General features: G+C 59.1%; 17 protein-coding genes, 1 tRNA gene and 2 pseudogenes. 3 read left to right on the plus strand and 17 right to left on the minus strand.

Annotated features, from left to right (window positions below; translation table 11 throughout):
- Positions 1-67 precede the first annotated feature (67 nt).
- From C7I85_RS28415 to C7I85_RS28465, 11 genes and pseudogenes are all read right to left on the minus strand, one after another.
- The gene (locus C7I85_RS28415) at positions 68-319 is read right to left on the minus strand and encodes a hypothetical protein (protein ID WP_146148993.1); all 252 of its coding nucleotides are present in this window, start codon (positions 317-319) and stop codon (positions 68-70) included.
- 57 nt (positions 320-376) lie between these two features.
- Positions 377-973 (minus strand): recombinase family protein, encoded by a 597-nt coding sequence (locus C7I85_RS28420; RefSeq protein WP_106727379.1) that lies wholly within the window; start codon positions 971-973, stop codon positions 377-379.
- Between the two features lie 564 nt (positions 974-1,537).
- Positions 1,538-2,263: a hypothetical protein gene (locus tag C7I85_RS28425; RefSeq protein ID WP_106727365.1), complete on the minus strand. Its 726-nt coding sequence runs from the start codon at positions 2,261-2,263 to the stop codon at positions 1,538-1,540.
- Positions 2,263-5,697, minus strand: coding sequence for a hypothetical protein (locus C7I85_RS28430; protein ID WP_210203099.1), 3,435 nt, complete (start codon positions 5,695-5,697; stop codon positions 2,263-2,265). The genes C7I85_RS28425 and C7I85_RS28430 overlap by 1 nt, the downstream gene beginning before the upstream one ends.
- 109 nt (positions 5,698-5,806) lie before the next feature.
- Entirely contained in the window at positions 5,807-6,532 is a 726-nt protein-coding gene (locus C7I85_RS28435) for a Rha family transcriptional regulator (RefSeq protein ID WP_106727367.1), read from the minus strand.
- A 692-nt stretch (positions 6,533-7,224) separates the two neighbouring features.
- Positions 7,225-7,695, minus strand: a pseudogene (locus C7I85_RS28440) (ribonuclease H family protein); the annotation flags it as partial.
- A 924-nt stretch (positions 7,696-8,619) separates the two neighbouring features.
- Positions 8,620-8,826, minus strand: coding sequence for a hypothetical protein (locus tag C7I85_RS28445; RefSeq protein WP_106727369.1), 207 nt, complete (start codon positions 8,824-8,826; stop codon positions 8,620-8,622).
- Positions 8,826-9,131 carry a hypothetical protein gene (locus C7I85_RS28450; RefSeq protein ID WP_106727370.1) on the minus strand — a complete coding sequence of 102 codons (306 nt, stop codon included), beginning with the start codon at positions 9,129-9,131 and terminating at the stop codon, positions 8,826-8,828. Before C7I85_RS28450 ends, C7I85_RS28445 begins: the two co-directional genes overlap by 1 nt.
- 154 nt (positions 9,132-9,285) lie before the next feature.
- Positions 9,286-9,516: a hypothetical protein gene (locus tag C7I85_RS28455; protein ID WP_106727371.1), complete on the minus strand. Its 231-nt coding sequence runs from the start codon at positions 9,514-9,516 to the stop codon at positions 9,286-9,288.
- Positions 9,517-9,524: 8 nt separating this feature from the next.
- Positions 9,525-10,919, minus strand: coding sequence for a hypothetical protein (locus tag C7I85_RS28460; protein WP_106727372.1), 1,395 nt, complete (start codon positions 10,917-10,919; stop codon positions 9,525-9,527).
- 85 nt (positions 10,920-11,004) lie between these two features.
- Positions 11,005-11,089 (minus strand) — tRNA-Leu (locus C7I85_RS28465).
- 368 nt (positions 11,090-11,457) lie between these two features.
- On the opposite strand from C7I85_RS28465, the gene tig reads away from it, so the two are divergent.
- Positions 11,458-12,936: a trigger factor gene (gene tig, locus C7I85_RS28470; RefSeq protein WP_106727380.1), complete on the plus strand. Its 1,479-nt coding sequence runs from the start codon at positions 11,458-11,460 to the stop codon at positions 12,934-12,936.
- 92 nt (positions 12,937-13,028) lie between these two features.
- On the opposite strand, the pseudogene C7I85_RS28475 reads toward tig, so the two are convergent.
- Both C7I85_RS28475 and C7I85_RS28480 read right to left on the minus strand, forming a co-directional pair.
- A pseudogene (locus tag C7I85_RS28475) lies at positions 13,029-13,193 on the minus strand (JAB domain-containing protein); the annotation flags it as partial.
- A 908-nt stretch (positions 13,194-14,101) separates the two neighbouring features.
- Complete coding sequence (locus C7I85_RS28480; protein ID WP_106727373.1) at positions 14,102-14,950, minus strand: helix-turn-helix transcriptional regulator; 849 nt, start codon at positions 14,948-14,950, stop codon at positions 14,102-14,104.
- A 94-nt stretch (positions 14,951-15,044) separates the two neighbouring features.
- On the opposite strand from C7I85_RS28480, the gene C7I85_RS28485 reads away from it, so the two are divergent.
- A complete protein-coding gene (locus tag C7I85_RS28485) occupies positions 15,045-15,422 on the plus strand; it encodes a VOC family protein (RefSeq protein ID WP_106727374.1) in 378 nt (125 codons plus the stop codon).
- Between the two features lie 51 nt (positions 15,423-15,473).
- Positions 15,474-15,878 (plus strand): SRPBCC family protein, encoded by a 405-nt coding sequence (locus C7I85_RS28490; RefSeq protein WP_106727375.1) that lies wholly within the window; start codon positions 15,474-15,476, stop codon positions 15,876-15,878.
- Positions 15,879-16,399: 521 nt separating this feature from the next.
- Here C7I85_RS28490 and C7I85_RS28495 read toward each other — a convergent pair.
- The 4 genes from C7I85_RS28495 to C7I85_RS31245 form a co-directional block, all read right to left on the minus strand.
- Complete coding sequence (locus tag C7I85_RS28495; protein ID WP_245445148.1) at positions 16,400-16,834, minus strand: VOC family protein; 435 nt, start codon at positions 16,832-16,834, stop codon at positions 16,400-16,402.
- Between the two features lie 91 nt (positions 16,835-16,925).
- Positions 16,926-17,543: a GrpB family protein gene (locus C7I85_RS28500; protein ID WP_106727377.1), complete on the minus strand. Its 618-nt coding sequence runs from the start codon at positions 17,541-17,543 to the stop codon at positions 16,926-16,928.
- 326 nt (positions 17,544-17,869) lie between these two features.
- Complete coding sequence (locus C7I85_RS28505) at positions 17,870-19,210, minus strand: mechanosensitive ion channel family protein (protein WP_106727381.1); 1,341 nt, start codon at positions 19,208-19,210, stop codon at positions 17,870-17,872.
- 561 nt (positions 19,211-19,771) lie between these two features.
- Entirely contained in the window at positions 19,772-19,930 is a 159-nt protein-coding gene (locus tag C7I85_RS31245; protein ID WP_181257439.1) for a hypothetical protein, read from the minus strand.
- Between the last annotated feature and the right edge of the window lie 831 nt (positions 19,931-20,761).

Below are 20,761 nucleotides of genomic sequence, written 5' to 3' on the forward strand. Positions count from 1 at the left end.
AGCAGCGACTTAGGCGGCAGGCGCGACCACTTCGTTGGCGTATGCGGGCAGGGGGATGTTCTCAGATTTATTCTCTATCGTTGGCGGCTCCATCCAACTCTTCCTTGAGCCGCTTACGTTCCTTCGCTCGGCGCTTCTCTTCAGATCTACGGTCAATTGCTAGCATCGACATCGCCGCATACCCAAACAAAGCTACCACTGGCACGAGTGCAAGAAGAGTTAGCCAGCCGGGAATGTGAACATCCCTGGTCAACAATTTTCCAACCCCGACAACCGCAGCAACTCCACCTGCAAGCAGAATGGTATGTTTGCCTTCCACCGTATCCCCCTCAGAACAAACTGTCCGAGGCTAGCCAATCCGAAAGCCTATACGCCGTCAACTGACCGCTGCTGCCTTGTCGATACGCTGGACCGCTGAAACGCCAATGCCCAAGCTCTTGGCCACCTTGATCACGCCCATGCCCGTGGCCCGAAGCTCCCGAACCTTCGCCTCGACCTCCTCACCATGCCCAGGACGGCCCAGGCGCTTGCCTTGTGCCTTTGCTCTGGCCAGCCCAGCGTTCACCCGTTCCACGATCATGGCCCGCTCGAACTCGACAAAGACCGCCATCATTCCGAACATGGCCTTGCCGCTGGGCGCGGTGGTGTCGAGTGCTTGCCGGTGGAGATAGAGGTCAGCACCACGGCCATGGAGTTCGCCCAGGAATGCGGTCAGTTCCTGCATGGAGCGGCCTAGGCGGTCCACGGACCACGCCACCACCATGTCCACCTCACGCCGCGTAACGGACTTGAGCATGGCATCGTAGGCGGGCCGCTGGTCGCGCCCCTTGGTTCCCGAGATGCCCTTGTCCTCGAAGACCTGGACAACCTCCCAGCCTGCCCGCTGGGCCACGGCCTCAAGTTCTCGGCACTGGTTATCGGTGGTCTGCTCAGCAGTGGAAACGCGGAGATAGATGGCAACGCGCTTGCTCATGGGGAAACGTCCTGTCGGTTCAAAGCGCATACCGAATACAGTTGATTTCCGTATGCAGTCAAGTCGCTTCTGAAACCCTTGGAAGGGCTGGGGCTTGTCGGCAGATTTCGCGTATGGTTTTCGGTATGGCCATCACCCGGTGGAGCTAACGGCCTCCTTCCCCTCAGCCAGCAGTTTGCACGGTTGCAGTGCACGGCCCGATGAGAGGGACACGTCCCCTATATAAGAAGCACGGTAGTCCCGGCTGTTGGCGAAGACTTATCCGGCCTCGGTGGTGACGATGAGATTAGCCGCGTCCAATGGGGGGAGGCCACGTCACCTCGGGCACTTCCTCGCGGTGACTAGGGAGCCGCAGGCGGGGGCAACGGGGGGCGCGGGCGCAGACTGTATTGCGATTGGCAGCTCGGATTTTTGCGGGAAGATAGCCGCTACCCTTGGGCAACCTATGGCGAAAAGCCCGCGGAACGCCGCAGCTCAATAGGAACGGTGGAAGTACCAGCATGACGCTCGAAACGGAATGCCGTTCTCGACCTGTCGCGAGCTACGCTGTTGATCTGGACGCGGTTAAAGTGACGCCTCGCCAAATGTTATCACCATTTCCTGCTGAATAGCCCGACGAACAGCGGTCTCCGCGCTCATTCGATCCCAAAAGCAGTCGGTGATCTTTCGCCAGTCTTCGAGACGCTTCTTCCTGTACTTGACTGGGTCGAGACCCGATAACCCAAGTGATGTCGCAACCTCCTCTATCATCCTGTCAAAAAGGTGGGGCTCCCACTCTCTCTCTAAGGCGTCAATCAATCCCTGAACCGCCGTGACTTCATCCTCGGGACACGCAGTCACAATGTTCCAGTGGGTGCAAAGGATGTCGAGAGCGGCTGCCAGCTCAGAACATAGCTTAGCCGTGCAACGGTCCCAGTCGCGTTCGGAACCGCCATTCTGGACCAGCCAAGCTTGCGCCTGGCTGAGTTTGTATTGATCGCTCTTGTCCGAGGGCAATAGGTTGTGAGCGTGAAACGTTCGCAAATTCTGGACGTCCTGAAACGCCCTCGCCGCCACCTGTTGATCTCTGGGCGACGAGTTCCGGACGATACTCATCAAGTGGCGGCCTGCCGGCTGACATGCCTCGTACCACAGTACGTAACCCCATAGAACTGACTTGATAAATGCGGCCTCACCTCCGTTCGCGTCCGGCGGTGTCAAACTGACGTCAGCGACGAGATTTCTGCCCGTCGACGCTTGGAGCGTGTTTCTCAGCCTCTCCGCTGATTGAGCCAAAGCCTCGAAAGACATCAGGCGCCCTCTGCGCCAAAGTCTACAATTGGACCGAGGTAGTTGAAGGAGATGGAGAAGCCATTGATTATTTGACCAGTGGCGATATTACCACCCTTACTACGACCTTCGACAAGATCGACATGTCGCCTCAGACTTGGCACAAGTACGGACCACCTGCCGATCCCGATCTGACGCTCAACGATACCTGAGAAAATACGCGGTTCACCTTGTTCGGAATACACGGTGTGCCGGTTCAGAACTCGGCCACGCTCAACGTATTCGGTGTCGGAGGCAAGGCGCCTCCAATCCGCAATGGCCTCCGCCTCGCTGCCAGTGAACCAGCGAAGTACACATTCGAGATACCTATAGCGGGGCTGCATTTGGGCTTCTCCTAGGGCGAGCAAATCGGTGACCACAAGGTGAAGGCGCCGAAGTGTTTCTTCGCTGGTAGGCAGCGGCTGTCTCGTACCCCGGAAGAGCCATCGGCCGGTCGCAACAGTCCATTCGCAATTCAGATACAGACGAAGACAGCGTGGGTCGGACCGCACCTTCTCGAAATGCGTCCAGAGATAGTTCCGCGCCTTCTCAGCCGCGGTTACGTGAAACTTTTCCGCAATCTCACCAGATTCCGGTTTCGATGGAGCGAGATCGCGAGCGCGCAGATAGTAGCCTGCGGTCGAGCCCAGCCGTTCCAACTCGCGAAATGCCTCGTCGCTTAAGGGCTGATCATCCAGGACCCCGCCCAGATTGAAGCGCTGCTTTTGGAACCGCTCTTCCTGATCAGGAGCGAGCGCCGACGGATCAATTGTATCGAGCGTTGCTTGTATGTCCGCTTCAATCTCTCGGCGCTCAAGCTCACCGAGTTGCGTCCCGTTCCTCAGCACACCCAACGGCATCCACAGCGCAATATCTAAAGGAAAGTACGTGTCGACACGACCGGATGCCATCTGTCCTGCTTCGCGTGCAGCGCAATAGCTCGACCAGACCTCTTCGGCGCTCGCGTTGCGCTGCGCTGCGTCGGTTGCGAGGTATCCGTAGGTTGCCGCGCGCTCGACCCACAAATTTTCTCGTGTCTTGCGGGACGCGTGTAGCCGCTGGGTTCCGGATTGCCCGATCAGAGTCAGTGCATGGTCCACCGCCCTACTAGCCTCGTCGAGGACAAGCTCCTTATCAGCCGCTTCGAGATCGTGCGTGCGGATATAGTGGCGGCGCAAAGTTGCTTCCTGAAGCATCAACCGCGCACTCAGGACGCCGTTTTTCTCTCGGAGGGCAGTCAACGCCCGAGCGATATCCTCGTAGCTGTCTTTGTATCTTTCGCCGAACGGGCCGTCAGGTCCAAGAGCATAGACGATGTCGGTTACAAACTTAGTTTCCTCGTTCCCTTCGAACCCCGCTCGGTACGACTGTGAAATTAGCTCAATCAGTCTCGATGCTTCCTCTACCGGGCCGCCCAAACGTGCGTTGCAGATGAGCTCAGCCTCGAGCTGAAGCCGAGCACCCACGAGAAGTTCCTCTCCGCTCTCATCTCCATAGTGCCAGCGGAACAAATCCTGATCTTTGAAGACACCGTGGATTAGATCAATTCCAAACGCAGTACCTTCTGATACTCGATCTTTAAGAATAGCCCTGAGGACCAAATTCACTGGCACAGACTTATACAGTCTCGCTGCCGCCATGATGTAATCGATGACCTTGGCCGCAGACGAAGCGCCGTCGAGGTCTTGCGGGTCCACGTCTTCGATGACGGAGATATCGCCTCTATAGCCAGCCTGCATAAGGGCCAGTCCCAAGGCAGTGACGGTCCGAGTTACCTTAGTGTTTGCTCCCTGATTGGCAATCAACGACTGGGAGGCTCTCGCTTCCTTACCTAAGCCCTGCGCCAAAAGGCGGCGGCTGCCCGGTAGCTGCCAATAGAAGCGGGCGAGTGCATACGGCTCGTTGGTTAGAAGATTATTTGACAGGTTATATCTGGCGGCCAGCGCTACGAGCTTTTCCTGTTCTCCTTGCTCCAAGCGTCTTGGCGCTTCGATGTAACGATCACTGCCGCGAGTGACCTGATCTTCTATCCGATACGAGACGCCCAGGATAACCACCCGGTGTCCTCTGCTTCGCAACGCCTCCAGAAGCTCATCGAAGCGTGTCGGCGCCAAATGGACATCAACCACGATCAACGTGGTCGCTTCCAGCTGATCAATCTGAGCAAGGAACGCGGAGACGTCGGCCGCGTTGGGCAGGCGTTCGGTGGCGAATAGAACGGCGGCAGCGTTTTCTAAGCGCACCTGCAATGCTGCGCGAGCCAGAGCTATGGATTTTCCAGTGCCCGATTGCCCATGAAGTATCAGCGCACCGGATTCTCGATGATGCTGCCGAAGGGCCTGCTTCAAGCGGCTTTGGAGCTGTTTCTCGAAGTCGCGATCAATGGCGAAGCCTCGACGCACTCCCTCCAGTCGGGCACGCACGTTGCTCGGAATGCCGTGAAAGCTCTCGAATGCGCTCTGCGCGAGTTCTGATTGGAGAGGCGGCAGGAAGCCAGTGATAGAGTCGTCGAGGATAAGCGCCGAGGCTTGCGTAGTAAGACGCAGACGTGGTGAAGTGACCAGCTGCTTGCTGTTCGGCAACGTTACTAGGTCGGGGTCGTCCCAATTTGGGGTGCTCGCGTCTTCGGTGCCAGCTCGAAGCTCTGAGGCGATCTGGGCAAAGGTGCGATCGTCACGAATGATAATCCCATCGCTGACGAGCTGTTCGAATATATCCCTGTCATCTTCTGCGAATGCGGGTTCGGTACCACACCACAGTACTCCCCCGGATGGAGCGGTGCCGAGAACTGCAAGCAGCTCTTCGGCCCGGAGCCAATCCTGCACTGGGTCATATCCGTCGACGACAATGATCCCAACCGGCGTCGCCACCTCCAAGAGGTTTCGAAGCATATTTCCCGAATGTCGGAGGCGACGCAGCACAAGCGCTTTAGGGCTATTCGGTGGACGAGTCTCTAGCGGACCCGGCCCGGCACGCCCGAACAGAAAGAACACTGGCGGCCGACGCTTGCTACGCATGACCGGAGGAAGGGGATCGCCGATCAAAATCGTTTCGGGCTCTCGTCCTCCTGCCGCGAACAGGTTCGACCACCCGGGATCAATCGAGGACGTGAATACAGCACTTATGGGCAGGTCTGCGATCGCGACCTGTTCGGAAGAAGGCGCTCGGCGCGCGAAGCGTTCTTCAAGCCACGAATCGAAATGCTCCGGCGTGCGAGACAGCAGCCCTTTCCACCCTTCGCCCGCCTCTCCCCCAAGCTTCGCCAGCGCCAGCGAGAGGACGGGGTCGCTATCTGCAGGCCACCCCGCCCGTTGTCCCAGGAAAGCGACAATAGGCACCCCAGCGCTCAACCCACTTCGCAGGAGCGCTTCGCCCGGAGCCACGTTTAGATCCAATATTTCCGCCAAATCAGTCACCGTTCTCGATCGTCAGCCTCAGGCTAACCGCGCAGTCAGCACTTGGCTAGCATCGCCGCAGACAAAGATTGTGTGTTCCGCAGTGAAGGTCCGGGAATTACTGACACCATCACCGCCGCGGGCTGCACCCTTTCTTCATTGTCAGTTCACCGGCCTCGTACATCTCGATGAGACGGGCGCGGCCTGCTGCGGTCGGAAAGATGTCCACGCTGCCGAAGGCTTTGTTCAGACGTTCGGTGAAGAGGTGCTGGAAACCGCCGCGGACCCGGTATGTGTCCCCCGATTTGTAGAGATAGTCGTGTCCGCAGAGGTCCGCCTTCACCTTCATGGTGTTCGCCCCCGGCAGAGTCCGCACGAAGCGGTTGAGGGAGTGGTTATGGTCGACCGCCCTTGAGCCGACCAGCGCCAGGGGCCTCATCTCCTCGACCTGCTGCTGTGCGATCTCGTTCGCCCATGCGATTGCGGCTTCGGCCGGGTCGGTGAAGTTCGGGACGGCTGGGACCGATGCCTTGAGCTGGGCTTCCATCCCGTTGAAGGCGGCGATGTAGGCGAGCTTGAAGCGGAGCGCGGAGGAGCCGGTGAAGCCCATGGCGAGCAGGGTGAAGCCGTCCCGCGTCATGTCGAAGGAGCGGTAGAGCCGACCGCTTTCAACAGCCTGGTAGGGGCATAATCCAAAATTGGATGCTGCCTCCGGGGCGCTTCCGATCAAAGTGTCGATGTCCCGAAGGACATGAAGGTGCTGCTTGCCGAAGAATTCGGCCACGTCCAGGCTGTTAGCGAAGACCTGTCCATCCTTGGCGGTAACAATGGGGGTGATGGTGGTGAGGGTGTTCATGTGATTTCCTAGCTGTCAGGTGCGCCTTGGGCGCTTGGGTGGTGTCGCAAACGCAAAATGCCTCGGCCTTAGTGGACCAAGGGCTGCGCTGGATTGAGGTTTGGGTAGTTCTTAAGGGGTGGGGTAATCGGGTCTGAGGTTCGGCTGGGCTCTATCGACCGCAGCGAATACCGCCTCAGTGAGGTGACGATCTTTCAACAGCATCGCCCAGCTCGGCAGTAATGTTCGTCGTGACCACGAAGCTACATTGGCTTCGGCAGGCACGGAGTCGCACATCAGGGGCGATGCGCCCTAGCCAGTGCGGCAACGCCAAAGCCCTGCTCGCGCAGCTCCAAGGTTATGGCGAGGTGATGTTGCGACCCGTCTTCTAGATCGCAATAGCGTTATCGAGGGTGGGAAGACCGAATGCCCTTACGGATACTATAGTTTGGCTAAAGCCATGTCTGTCATCAGCATGATATAAGACATTAGTTTCTAGCTTAATACATGATCATACATATCACAGAGCAATTTTAGTTCTCCTCCTATGGGGTGGGGTAATCGAACTCCCTTCTCGGTGGATGACAATTGGTCTCCCTCCCGATAGGGGGCTTGGCGAAAAGAAGGCTATCCGATGAGCCAATCCGGGTGGCTGGTCTCCACTGATCGTCTGCCCTTCGGATACTTCCCTCTGGCTGCATTGTCCGCGAGGTGTCCGCCATCTCGTTGAGGTCATAACCGGCGTGGCCTCTGACCCAGACCCAATGGATGGCCTTCCCCACACAGGCAGCGTCCAGGCGTCCCCACAGGTCACGGTTCTTCACCGCGCCTTTCGATCCTCTCCAGCCGTTTGCCTTCCAGCCGGGAAGCCGTTCGGTCATGCCCAGGAAGACATATTCGCTATCGGTCAAGATGATCGCCGGGGTCTCGGCCTCGACAACGCCTTCAACGGCTTTGATCGCCGCCATCGTTTCCATCCTGTTGTTGGTCGTGGTGGTCTCGGCCAAAGCGGCTTCCGAATGACCGGCAGCGGCTGCCTGCCGCAATATCCGAGTGCCCTCCTTTAACTGTTTGATCAGTCCCCATCCGCCTGGGCCAGGGTTGGGGATGCAAGCGCCATCAGTGGCGATGAGATAATGACGCCCAGCCGTGAGGGGGGCGAGCAACGGGTGTTGGTCGAGCATGTCGAGAAATCCGTTTGGGAGGTTGTTGGAGGCTATCCAGCGGCTGCCGGCGGACAGCCCGCGCAGTGCCTACTAATGAATAAGACCGCCCGAAAGCGGTCCGTACTCTTCCGTTCGCTCTTGCGTGCCTAAAACGGCAGCGGTCTAGTGTACGCGGGTGCATTCTTCACTTGGAACCAAAACTCACGTTCATGCCTTGGATCACCCCTGACTTGAAAAGCGGACAATGCAACCATTGCCGAGAAACCATGGGAATCTACGGTCTCAACCGGAATGCCTGTGTCCACCGGCCACAAAAACGCCTGCTCAAGAGCATCGTAGTCAGCCCCCTCGATGTCGATAGGGTAATGTTTCAGGATATCATGCACATAGAAGACCGGCAGTTGTCCGGCATCTTGATCATGCGGATGGTGTGAAAGTCTGGGTAGTTTGCTTGGTGGGACATGGAAAATCCTTGCGTCGATTGTGAGTCAATTGGGGGTGAGATTTGTAGAAATGCTGATAGCGAACTCCCGCAAGTCAGCATGGCGTTACGAAGTGCATCCCTGGGCGAGGACCGGGAGACGTCCACGAGTAGCGCCCCGCCGCTAGCTGGGAACCGGCTGGCGACTTCGCGAGATCTTAAGGGGTGGGGTAATCGCTGCTGCGGGCTACGCGAGCGAGAAATCCGCATAGAAGGCCGCCGGCGAGCGTTTATGCTTTGCCGCAGCTTGGGGATGAGATTTGCAGAAAAAGCCGCCAGCGGGCTCCCGTGAGTCAGCAAACGGAATTGCGGTCGGTATCCCCCGGCAAAGACCGGGAGACGCCAGCGAGTAGTGTCTCGCCGCGAGCCGAGATCCGGCCAGCGGCTTGGCGAGATCTTAAGGGGTGGGGTAATTGATCCGAAGGCGGCTCAGAGCGCCTAGGATGAGGTGCAATCGACCGTCACCAACCGCCCATAGCCACGAATGCGCTCCAGCCCGCCCATGCTGCCACGCACCAACAGGCCATCCTGATCGGCAGGGCGAAGACTGAGAACCGCAGCAGCGTGTTCATGGCCTGACTGCTGCCACAGGCGAACCCGTGGATGCCACCGAACAAGGCATTGACGGCGATGTAGGCACCGATACCGGCCAGGATAGCGAGGACCATCAACGCACCTCCTGGCCCATCTGGAAGCCCGTCGGCTCGCGGCAGAAGCTGCCCTCCAGCCGCCCCGCCCAGACCTTGAGGCATCCCTGTTCCCGCTCGACTTCCCAGCCCAGGTTCTGTTCCCGCCATTCCAGCATGGCACTGAACGGCAGGCCGGGAAGCTTGATGAACATGCCCCGCAACGCTCCGGTGTCCGGGGCGGTGAAAAGGTCGAAGTGGCGACGAACGAACCCCCGCCCAGCCTGTCGAAGGTCAACAGCGATGGTGGAGACGAAGCCGATGGTCTTGATGATGAAACCGCGCATGTGAAATCCCAATCGTTCGCGGTGGCGTTGTCCGTCATCGGACAGCGTGGGCGCTATGGAAGCCCCCAGGAGGGCGCACAGAGTCGGGGAGGGGGGCTGGCTGGGATTACCTACCAGCCGTACAGAAGCCGCCTATGCACCCGCCAAGGGGTTTCTAGGAGCGCTTCGGCGCGTCTACGGGATAGCGCGGGAAATCCTTGATGGCCTCGGCCAAGTCCTCAACCGTGGGGCGCTCGTAAATGGAACCGACATTGGCGGGGGTGTGGCCACAGAAGGCGTCGCGGAGACGCTGCTCGATCTTCGCCCGTGCCGCCCTGCGCTTGAAGGTATGCCGCCAGCCGTGGTTGGGGCTGACGCCTGTATCGGTAATGCCTAGCTTGCGCACCCAATCGGCTACTTCTGGCGAACCTGGACATACATGGGGCGCACCGGGTTGAGCGGGTCGTCATCCTTAGTCCTGCTGCCGCTGGCCTTGGGGTCATAGAAGATCGGCCCCGGCTTGGCCTTCTGGACGAAAGCGACGAAGCCTTGCTCTACCAGATGGTCATGTAGCACCACCGTCCGGGCCACGGAGCCCTTCACGGTCCCGGCCTCGGGTCGAATGTGCAGCATCCAGAAGCCGTCCCGGTGCTGCTCTATGTCCTCCTTGCAGAGCTGGGTCATCTCTCCTGGTCGGGAGCCGGTATAGGCGCAAAGCCACGGAACCCAGCGGATAGCCGCTTGGAGGTATGGGGAGGCGCGGGGAGAGCGCGGAGCGAGCGTAGCCTTGAGAATGGCCTCGGCGTCTTCTTCTGTGAACTCGCCCTTGGTGTTGCCCCCACGGGACGTCGCTACCCTGACCCCCTCAAACGGATTGGTGGTGATCTTCTTCTGGCTCTTCACCCAGTTGAACACCGTCCCGGCTGCGGTCAGCCATACGTTATTGATAGTTTGGCCGCTGGCTTCGCCTCCAACAAGAGTGTCCTTCCAGCCTATTGCATCCTCGCCCGTGACCAGCGCCAGGTCCCGACCTTCGGTATGCTTCTTGAGGTGATCGAAGACCCCCCGCCACCGATTGACGGTGGACTGTTGCGGCTTCCTCTCCTTCACCCATGCCTCGAAGGCTTCCCAAGCATTCCAGCCGGTGAGCTTGGCATTGGCAGGGATGATCTTCGCTGCCTGGGGGAACCGCTCCCGGTGAGTGTCCGGCCTGTAGTCGCCACCTGCCCGCCTGCGCAGCAACGCCATGGCCGCGACAAGATCGGGCTCCAGGGTGTCCACAAGCTGGTCATGGGCCTCATGGGACAGCCTAACGCCCTCCTCGGCAAGGAACGTGGTGAGGCGGGAAAGCTCTAGCACGATGGCCCGCACCTTCGCGGCGTGGCGCGGTGAGCGTGGCTTGTCGTCTTCCTCGTGATGGTCGAGGCTCCCGGTCGCCATCGTGGCGTCCTCGTATCGTTCATAGTGGTGGTCCCACACAGCCACCGGCATGTTGTCGTCGGCGTGTTGGAGGATGAACCAATCATACCAGCGCCCGACAAGCTCATGGAGCTGCCGATGGGAGAGCGCGACCGGCGTACCCGTGGCGGCCGACCGGAGTGCGCCAATTCGCCCTTCAATGTCTGCCATCCAATCCGCGAACGCGGCCTTGGCCTCGCCTGCCGTTTTGTCTGTGGTGAGTCGGAAGCGTTCTTCCTGCCGAACACCGTAGGCGCGTTGGTAGGCATCCCGCACATCGCTGGGGATAACCTTGCGGGCGAACCAGTCGCCGTTCTTTGCTCGGGTCAGTGCAGGCATAGCAATGGTCATTTGTAGCGCCCTTTGTAGCGGGTGGGTAACTACAAGCCTTTGAAATCAATCAACTCTTTGAACCCAATAGCCAATTGGGGAAGGTTGGTGCGGATGAAGGGACTCGAACCCCCACGCCTTTCGGCACCGGAACCTAAATCCGGGGCGTCTACCAGTTCCGCCACATCCGCATTGGCAATGGCATTCTCACGTGGGCATCGTTCTGTCAATCTAGCAGTCGAACGATGCTCCCAAAGATAAAGGCATTCCACCGGTCTTGGTACGCGAAGAGTGTTGAAAAAACAGTCCGTCTGTGACAAAAGGCGTGTCAAATGTGACGGGTTGTGAATTCACGCTTCGGACGAATGCGGTAAGAAGCAGTAAAAACAAAGTCTTACCCAGGTTTGGAGCGTATTGAAAGCAATGGCTGTGTGATGGCGGAACCATCCCGGTGGGATTGCTTCACCCGTACCGAAGGACTATCCCGCCACGAAGATCTCCGCAGGTCGAGCGGTTTGCCCGTTTGCCCGGTGGCAGTCGTGAAAACAAAGGTTTGATGATGCAGGTTACCGAAACTCTCAATTCCGGTCTTAAGCGCGAAATCAAGGTAGTCGTTCCGGCCGGCGATATGGAAGCCAAGCTCGTCGAACGGCTCAATGACGCCAAGGACAAGGTTCGTCTCAACGGCTTCCGTCCGGGCAAGGTGCCGCTGCCGCACCTGCGCAAGGTCTACGGCAAGTCCTTCATGGCCGAAGTCGTGAACGAGATCCTCACCAACTCGACGCGCACCATCATTGCAGAGCGCGGCGAAAAGGCCGCCATGCAGCCCGAGGTCACCATGACCGAGGACGAGAAGGAAGCCGAGAAGATTCTCGCCGGCGGCGCCGACTTCGAGTTCCAGCTGTCCTACGAGATCATCCCGGCCATCGAGATCAAGGATTTCTCCAAGATCGCCGTCACCCGCCAGGTCTTCGACGTGCCGGAAGCGGAGATCGACGATCAGGTCAAGCGCATTGCCGAATCCTCGCGCTCCTACGAGCCGAAGAAGGGCAAGGCCGAGGAAGGCGATCGCGTCACGATCGACTACGTCGGCAAGATCGACGGCACCCCGTTCAACGGCGGCACCGGCAGCGACCAGCCGCTGGTCCTCGGCTCCAAGGAATTCATCCCGGGCTTTGAAGACCAGCTGATCGGCACCAAGGCCGGCGACGAGAAGGTCATCACCGTGACCTTCCCGGAAAACTACGGCGCTGCTGAACTGGCCGGCAAGGAAGCCACCTTCGACGTCACCGTCAAGGAAGTGGCCAAGCCGGGCGAGCTCGAAATCAACGACGAGACCGCGAAGAACCTCGGCCTCGAGTCGCTCGAGCGTCTTCGCGAAATCGTTCGCGGCCAGGTCGAGAGTCAGTTCGGCTCGATGACCCGCCAGAAGGTGAAGCGTCAACTGCTCGACCAGCTCGACGAGAGCTACAAGTTCGAGGCTCCCTCGAAGCTCATAGAGGCCGAGTTCAACAACATCTGGACCCAGGTGCAGCGTGACCTGGCTGCCGCAGGCCGCACTTTCGCCGACGAAGAGACGACGGAAGACGAAGCCCGCACCGAATACCAGCGTCTGGCTGAGCGCCGCGTGCGTCTGGGCCTGGTGCTGGCCGAGATCGGCGAGAAGGCTGGCGTGCAGGTTACCGACGAGGAAATGCAGCGCGCGCTGTTCGACTTCGTCCGCCGCTACCCGGCCAACCAGCAGCAGGAAGTCTTCGAGTTCTACCGCGGCAATCCGAACGCGCTGGCTACCCTCCGCGCGCCGATCTTCGAAGAGAAGGTCATCGATCATCTGCTGACCCAGATCTCCGTGACTGACCAGAAGGTCAGCAAGGAAGAGCTGATGGCTGAAGACGAGGAAGAGGGCGGCGACGAGGCCAAGGCCGAGAAGAAGACCAAGAAGGCCGCTGCCAAGAAGGCCGACGACGCTTCTGCCGAAGAGCCGAAGAAGAAGGCTGCACCGAAGAAGAAGGCCGCCAAGGAAGGCGACGCCGAGTAAGCGTCTTCGCATCGGAAGAATCGAAAAGGCCGCTCTCATCGAGCGGCCTTTTTCTTTGGTGCTTCAACGATGTTTGGCTGGCTGTTGACCGATCAGATCAACAAGAGACCCTTCATGCTGGCATAGGCCTTCTTGCCGATGACGATGTGATCATGAACGGCAATGCCTAGCGGTTTTGCGGTGTCGATGATCGTCTTCGTCATCTCGATGTCGGCCCGCGAAGGCGTTGGATCGCCTGATGGGTGATTGTGGACCATTCCACTCAATTCAATAAGTAATTGAAATAAATGATAAAAGTGTTTAGGTGCTAAAATTTGGGGTAGGTTTTAGGGATCGGAGGTTTTGCCGATCCCTGCGTTTATCACAGTTGATCCCTCCCTCTCAGCCCGGGTCGTTTTGTCGCACGGCACGGCACGATATTCTTGTGATCACAGACATCAAGCTCGCTGGCAGGGTAGAGAACAGACTTGCCCGCCTCGTCCCTGGCTTCGAGCGCAGCCGCCTGGAGGCAGGGTTGCTCGCGACCTTGCCGGGTGCTGAGCGAGGGTTGACGATTTTGTAGACGTCATTGCGGAAGCCTATGCCACCAAAGAGGCTGAGCTTGCCGCTGCCAAATGCGAGAAAAGACACACCCGCGCGCGCATCGATCGTGCCAGCAAGGTCGTCTTCGTGGCTGCTTAGCGATAGGAGATATGTTTGATGCCGATTGGTTGGCATCGAAACTGCCCCTTGCGTAAAGCAACGCAGCCTGGCCCTCGACAAATCCGTCAACAGTCGCCGTCAACGGGACGGTTTTGTGAAGTGCGACCGTGGGGCCCAACTGATACGGCCTTTACGTCTTCAGACAGCGTAACGAAGCCGTTGCCGAGTCGCCGCTCAATTCAGCGCCGCCCGCCGAGATGTCCGCGCCGCTATCTGGCTGAGCGATAAATGTGAAGTTAGTTGATCAATTGTTGTGGCCAACCCATCCGCCACATTCATATCGACGTAGGCAGCACCGAGGCGAACGTTGAAAACGGAGCCAGTTGTATCGACGATTGCAACCTGCTGATCCGCGGCAAAAGATGAAAGCCAGACAATGCGATCAGAACAGTCGACACAAGTAGCGCGATGACCGAGACCTTCCAAGCTTCCAGCTCGCGTAGCGTGTTGAGAAGGTCGATGGCTATTTCGGTCTGCGTCGGGCATTGTTGCGGTACTCGCCGGGGGGCGAGCCCATGATTTGGCGGAAGCGCCGGACGAAAGTCGACAGGTCGTTGAAACCTGCGTCGAGAGCGACCGCGGTGAGAGGAGCGTCTGTGGTCCGCAGCCAAACCGCCGCTTTGTGCATCCGCACGTGAAGCACATATTGATGCGGGGTCATGCCGACCAGGCGGCGAAATGTCCGCAGGAAATGATATCGGCTCATGCCTGCGTCGCCGGCGAGGGTGGTCAGCGACAGTCGATCTCCTTCTAGTTCATGCGCGGTCAGTTCGATGCGTCGGACGGCATCCGAAATGCGTCGCTCGTCCGACGTTCTAAGGCTTCGTCTGTCGCGGCTGACATCGGCCGAGAGCCGTAGCGCCATCCCCGCGAAATCGAGGGCGGCTTCCTCCATGGCCGGGCGCCCGATGTCGCGCGCGCCCTCCAGCATCGCCACGATTGGCAGTAGAGCCGTGGTCGGCGGAAGGCTCGGCACATCGAACTTGCCGTGGTGTGCGCCTGGCACAGCACCGGCTATTTCCTCCCAAGAGTCGGCGCTGAAGTGAAATGAAAGACACCGATCGCCGGCCCCGTGTTCATGTCCACATTGAAAACACCGTCCGTGATTGCCCAGCAGGATCGAACCGGGTGACAGCAGATTCCTGCCTTCCGTTGTTCGATAAATGAAGGTTCCGCTCAGGACAGCGGCCACCGCGACGGTGCTGTGCTCCTCCTCGAAGGGCGCGTCATCCGGGCCGGCATGACAGAGCACGTCCTGCACATACCAACCGGGGCCGGCGGCCAGCTGCTTCGCCTCTATCTTGCCGCTCATCGGCACTCCTCCTTTTCAAATAAGCAATTTTCCCCAAGCGTCTGAAAGCGCCACCTCGTACCGATGGCCGATCCCAACTAAGGAGGACCTGAACATGTTCGATCACGTTTCCATCGGCGTGAAAGATATCAATCGCAGCAGGGCGTTCTATGACGCCGCGCTCGGACCGCTCGGCCACCGCTGCCTCAGTGAGGACAAGAGTTCGCTCGGCTACGGCGCCGACCGCGTTGCCTTCTGGATTCTGGCAAGCGAAGAGCCGGTTCAGCCGAACGATTCTTCCGGCTTGCATTTCTGCTTCACGGCTCCGACCCGGGGCGGCGTCGATGCCTTTCACGCTGCTGCATTGAGGAGTGGCGGAGCGGACAATGGCAAGCCGGGCGTGAGGGCGGACTACGACCCGAATTACTATGCGGCCTTCGTGAAGGATCCCGATGGATATCGCATCGAGGTCTACTGCGGCCTTCCTGCGTAAAGCCTCCCCCCGTCGGGATGTATCGACAACGGAAAGATGCGGTGAATTCATATGGCGACACTTCAACAGGAAATACTTACCAGCGCGCCCTCCGATCAGGTGTGGGATGCAATCAGGGACATTGGTGCGCTTCATACGCGTCTCGTGCCGGGCTTCGTCCTGGATACCCGGCTTGAGCCAGGCGCGCGTGTTGTCACCTTCTTTAATAGTGTCACGGCGCGTGAGATCATCGTCACGCTCGACGAGGAAAGGAGACGCCTCGTTTGGGGCGCCGAGAGCTCCTTCCTGAAGCACTACAATGGCTCCGTCCAGGTGTTCGAGCGCGGTGGACTGACCTGCGTCGTCTGGACGGCCGACTTTCTTCCCGATGAAGCCGCGGCAACGGTCGGCCCGCTGATGGAGGCAGGCGCCAAGGCGATGAAGGTTGCGTTGGACCGCCTCATTGAGAAGGCGTGATCGATGACAGGTGGAGCCGGCGGCGGTCATGTTTTCGGCTCCACCGATCCACTGCCTTCGTCCCCGAAGGAAACGGCGCCTTGAAATAGCAACATCCTCGAACTCTTTGAGGGCCGACCCGAGTAACGCCAGCGACAATGCTCGCTCAACGACACTGTATCGATCCAACCTGACAGAAGCTGACAGGTACTCGCCCGTAGTCTCATCAGGATGATGTACATGGCGAGAGATCGATGGGGGAGGCGATCCCTTGAGGCGGTAACCCGATGGACGGCATTTCCAAGCAATTGAGGTTCGATATCCAAGATATTTCCTGGCTGCAGCTGAATATTGCAGCTTCAGAAAAGCAGCTGCGGCAATGGGCGACCTGGTGGTGGTCGGGCGCCTGTCAGGGCGAGGCCCGCATTGGCGCTGGACGCGGCGGGGACGGCGGCGCGAGTGCCATTCGAGAATGGCGGCCGTGTGTGGCCGCGGCGGAAGTTGTCGGGTTCCTGCAGGTGGATTGGGCGAGGGGGTATCGCTTAGGCGGCCAGGCGCGCGGCGTCAGCCTTGAGCTGGGTCAGGCTCCAGATGTGGCCGAACGGGTCAAAGAGAGCTGCCGAGCGGCTGCCAGTGTCGTCCTGTTCGATGGCATCACGCACGGTTGCACCAGCGGCCAGCGCCTGGGCGACCACGGTGTCAAGGTCTCTGACTGTGACGCGCAGGACCGCGCTCACTGCTCCGGCGGATCGTGGGTGGAAAGGCCCGCCGAGGGCCGGATTGGCTTGGCGCTTGGGGTTTGCTCCGGCTACTGAAATCGGCATCGAGCCGATCAGGAGATCCACGGCCATCAGCAGGCCATCACGGAAGTGATCCTGGACCTTCTGCGCACCGAAGGCGGCGGCGTAGAAGTCGGCTGCGGCCTGCTGCTGACCATGTTCAACGAAAAGGGACAAAGAAACGCTGATTTCGCTCACAATATTCTCCTTCCTTGGAAATGAATCACCGTCCGCACGCTAGCAGAACAAAACCAGAATATCTGCTAAAAAATGTCCGCCGTTCCGCGCGTTACCCGGCATTTACCCAGCCGCGATGTTCAAAGATCATACGGTAAATATCGCGCACCACAGCCTGCTTGTTTCGATTATAGTCCTGCGCAGTGCTCACGCCATTTTTCGCCATCATCTTCGTGTTTGCATAGCGCTCCCTGTCCTCGGGATGGTCGCAAAGCCAGTTGCGGAACAGGACATGGCGAATATGCTCGGGGCACCCCGTTCCGAAGACGTGCAGATTCACCCGCGGCTTATCATGGCGCAGCATGCGGTGCTGATACCAAGATCTCTCTCGGACCGTCAGCCGATAGCCAAGCGCGGTCAGTGCGGGAACATATTGCTCTTCCTGCTCGGGCTCGGCGACGATTAGATCAATGTCGACCACAGGCTTTGCAGGTAGCCCCGGCACCGCAGTCGATCCAACGTGTTCGATGCTCAGCGCAACTCCGGGCAATGCCTCGTCGATCAGATACTTAGCGCTCGCGAACAGACTTGCCCATTCCGGCGAATAGACTTCGATTTGAATCTCTTCAGTTTGGGGATATCCCAAGACCCAAGGATTCTCATCGGGGTCGCCGTCCTCGAAGGTTACTATGGTGGCGGGGTCAGGCCATGACAAACTCTTACTATCCATTATCTCTCTACTCTAACCAAGCCTCGGACGGCAGTTGACTGCGCAATCGAGCCGTTCACTGCGTCTGAAGCCGGTGACTGCGACGAAGTCGGCAGCAGAATGGCAGCTCATCGCAATTCCATACCCAAACCGGACAGTCCATACACGGCCCCAAGCTGCCGGGCGGCAACGCGTCCCATTTCGGCCCTTCAGTCACCTTAGCCACTGCCTGCAAAAAACTCCCGGACCACGCTGGAGGTCGCGGTTGCACCGCCAGAAGCAGATGCTACTCGCCCCTCAAAAAAACACGGGCGTTCCCCGTGCGGTGTCATCACCGCATGCTGCTGCTACTGGCCTCTGGGAGTGCCGCGACTAACCGATCTTCGCGCTGTCTCCGCTTGGCCCATTGCGTGTCCATCCTGCTTCATGACGATCTCGCGATGCGGATACGGGATGCTTATTCCGTTTTCCTTGAACGTGTCCCACAGCGCGAGTAGCACCCTACCACGCACGTTGGTCAGTCCTTGTTGAGGGTCGTGAATCCAGAAGCGCAGGACAAAATCCAGCGAGGACTCGCCGAATTTCGTAAGCCAGCAGACCGGGCGCCGATCCGTTTCGACCCGGACAACACTCATGGCTGCCTCTATCGCCAATTGGCTGACCTTGTGTGGGTCGGCGTCATAAGAAACTCCGAAATTTATGTCGAGCCGCACAAAATTGTCGCTGAACGACCAATTGATGACCCGTTGGGTGATGAAGTCCTCGTTCGGGATCAGGTATTCGCGGCCGTCACGCGTCACCACCGAAACAAACCGTGCCCGCAACTCGCGTATCCAACCGAAAGTGCCTTCGAGTGAGATGGTGTCGCCCGGCTTGATTGACTTGTCGAGAAGGATGATCACGCCGGAGACGAAATTTGAAACGACCTTTTGCAGCCCAAATCCTAGACCGACGCCCAAGGCGCCGGAGAATACCGTCAGAGCCGTCAGATCAACACCGACGGCAGAAAGAGCGATGGCACCGGCCACCAACACCAGGCCGATCTTTACGACCTTGCCAACCAGGACGCGGATCGATGGTGTCAGTTCTTCGGAGCGCTGGACACGCTCGTCGAGGTATTTTCCGAGGACGACGGCCGGCCAGACGGTCGCGATGAGCAGCACTACTGCCTTCAGCACCGTAAGAGCGGAAAGGCGCATGGCGCCCAAAGGCAAGGCGATGCTGTCGAGGAAGGCCCCAGCTTCGTCGTTGATGCCCAGAATGACAAGGGCAGCATACATCCAGGCAAGCCAGCCGAGCGTGCGCCCGACCAGGCGGTTGCGGATAATCCGCGACAATACCGATGCAAACAGCCAGGCCAAGGACAATGAAAGCGCGATAACGATGATATGCGTCCGGCTTGGCCAAGTGCTGCGCATAAGGATGAGCGCGACAAGCAGGAAGACCGAGAAGAGGATCCAGTTGGTGCGCCGCAACAGCGCGACTACGACCCGCAACAATCCCGGATGCCCCTTGATCCGGCGTGCCCGGCTCTCCAGGAGCGGTTCGACCCGCCGCGCTGCGAGCTTTGCCGCCAGGAAAACGCATATGATGATGACGGCTTGAAAGAGGAGCCACGGCGTGGCGGCGTAATCGAACTCTGCCCTGATCCAGGCCAGCGCTTCATCGAAGGCGGTGCGAAAATCTATGCCCACTCAAGCGATATGGCGCGGGCAGCGCGCACGGCAAGCTTCAATTCCAGCAGCCTCATTTTGGGCGCCGTATCGCGACGCCGCCATTTCAGGAGGAGTTGTCCCACGATCGGTGGCACGATGAGCAGCGCACCATGGTCGGCTGGCGCGTCGCGTGGAATTGAACCAGGCGGAGAACACCGTGCTGGCCGTCGACTGGAAGGTAGATCATCATCACCCATGGTGCCGCGCGTGACGGCTTACCGGCGTCCTAGGCCTTGTCGGCGTCCCGATCAGCCCCGGCAACTATTCTCCGCTGCCCCAACGAGACTAGGAGCCGGTCGCTCGCGGCCCTCTAGTAGCAGACACGTTTGCATCAGCGTTCGTCTTCGGTGGGATCAATGGGCCAATCCGATCACCGGCATCAATAAGGTGGCCCGACATCCCTGTGGGGGCCTGCGAAAGCCGGGCCTGCCCGATTGGGGAATCGGGACGCGACCGTCATAGCAGCGATAACATCGCAGCGCCTCACGCACTCCCTCACAGAGTTAACAGCAACTATCACGCCTCACGGCGGCGTCATTCCGCTCTTGCTGGGACCTCGCCCGATTTCGTGACTGCTGACATGCGGTGCCCACCCATGGAAAACAGCGCCCAGATGACGAAGATCGCCACGAGCCCCGTCAGGATCCAGTAAAGCCATCGGCGATAGCCGCCGCGATGTGGTCTCTGGTTCATTGTGCCTCCTCGGTGTGAATCTAACCCCGGCGTCAAATACTTCAATCAGCGAAAGGGCATGGACGAACCGCTCCGGCCGGAGCGGCGTGGTGATGCCGTCCTCGGACGGTTCAAATCCTCGCGCTGTGATGCCCCAAAGAAGAAGCACCCAGCTTCTGCCGTGAGGGGTCGCAAGGGAGTGCAGATCAGAACTAATAGGCCGCCATATCGATCTCTCGTGCGGAAGATTTTACAAAGAGTAATTTGACCACTTCCGCAGGGATTCGCTCTGCGCTTTCTATAACTATTCGCGAAGGACGCGAGCTCTTCGGTTTGACGCAGCGGGACGTTTCTCGCTTGATCTGCTGTTTTACCTGACATGATTGGCAACATTGTTGCGGCTAAAGTGTCCAGATGGTCTGGGAGGAAGGACCATCTTCGCCAAGGAGAAAGCTGCCCGTCTCGGTTCGCCGAGGCGGGCTTTTTGATGAAGCAAAATGTGAGCGACGTTCGCTGATTTCACCTCCCCGGAAACCGAGAGTCTGGCCGCCTCCGTCACACTCCTGAACCGGAGGCTGCGTGCTTACCTCACGGGTGCGCCCGGCGGTCGCTTGTCACGCTGCCGCCCTGCATGAGCGGCTGGCCACTGCGCAGTTTCGCCCCGAACCTCAGCGGCGCCGTTCTTCATGCTCTGAGCGCTAGACATGGAATCTGCCCGCCGCCGACGGGCTTCTCTTTTGGGGCGGGAACTGTCAAGCGCAAGAAAGTACCCCGGATAGCAAGCTCCAGGCTCTAACGATGGGCACAAAGGATCGTGTCAGCAATTCAGGTGCTGCCGCGTGGTGCTTGTGA

It is taken from the genome of Pseudaminobacter soli (ex Li et al. 2025), from assembly GCF_003012705.1.
Lineage (GTDB): Bacteria > Pseudomonadota > Alphaproteobacteria > Rhizobiales > Rhizobiaceae > Pseudaminobacter > Pseudaminobacter soli.

Bases quoted from the DNA above. Each gene is read 5' to 3' on its own strand.
- tig (WP_106727380.1), top strand. From the start codon at position 11,458: ATGCAGGTTACCGAAACTCTCAATTCCGGTCTTAAGCGCGAAATCAAG.
- C7I85_RS28500 (WP_106727377.1), bottom strand. From the start codon at position 17,543: ATGGATAGTAAGAGTTTGTCATGGCCTGACCCCGCCACCATAGTAACC.
- C7I85_RS28485 (WP_106727374.1), top strand. From the start codon at position 15,045: ATGTTCGATCACGTTTCCATCGGCGTGAAAGATATCAATCGCAGCAGG.
- C7I85_RS28480 (WP_106727373.1), bottom strand. From the start codon at position 14,950: ATGAGCGGCAAGATAGAGGCGAAGCAGCTGGCCGCCGGCCCCGGTTGG.
- C7I85_RS28450 (WP_106727370.1), bottom strand. From the start codon at position 9,131: ATGCGCGGTTTCATCATCAAGACCATCGGCTTCGTCTCCACCATCGCT.
- C7I85_RS28490 (WP_106727375.1), top strand. From the start codon at position 15,474: ATGGCGACACTTCAACAGGAAATACTTACCAGCGCGCCCTCCGATCAG.
- C7I85_RS28425 (WP_106727365.1), bottom strand. From the start codon at position 2,263: ATGTCTTTCGAGGCTTTGGCTCAATCAGCGGAGAGGCTGAGAAACACG.
- C7I85_RS28445 (WP_106727369.1), bottom strand. From the start codon at position 8,826: ATGGTCCTCGCTATCCTGGCCGGTATCGGTGCCTACATCGCCGTCAAT.
- C7I85_RS31245 (WP_181257439.1), bottom strand. From the start codon at position 19,930: ATGAACCAGAGACCACATCGCGGCGGCTATCGCCGATGGCTTTACTGG.
- C7I85_RS28460 (WP_106727372.1), bottom strand. From the start codon at position 10,919: ATGACCATTGCTATGCCTGCACTGACCCGAGCAAAGAACGGCGACTGG.
- C7I85_RS28420 (WP_106727379.1), bottom strand. From the start codon at position 973: ATGAGCAAGCGCGTTGCCATCTATCTCCGCGTTTCCACTGCTGAGCAG.
- C7I85_RS28435 (WP_106727367.1), bottom strand. From the start codon at position 6,532: ATGAACACCCTCACCACCATCACCCCCATTGTTACCGCCAAGGATGGA.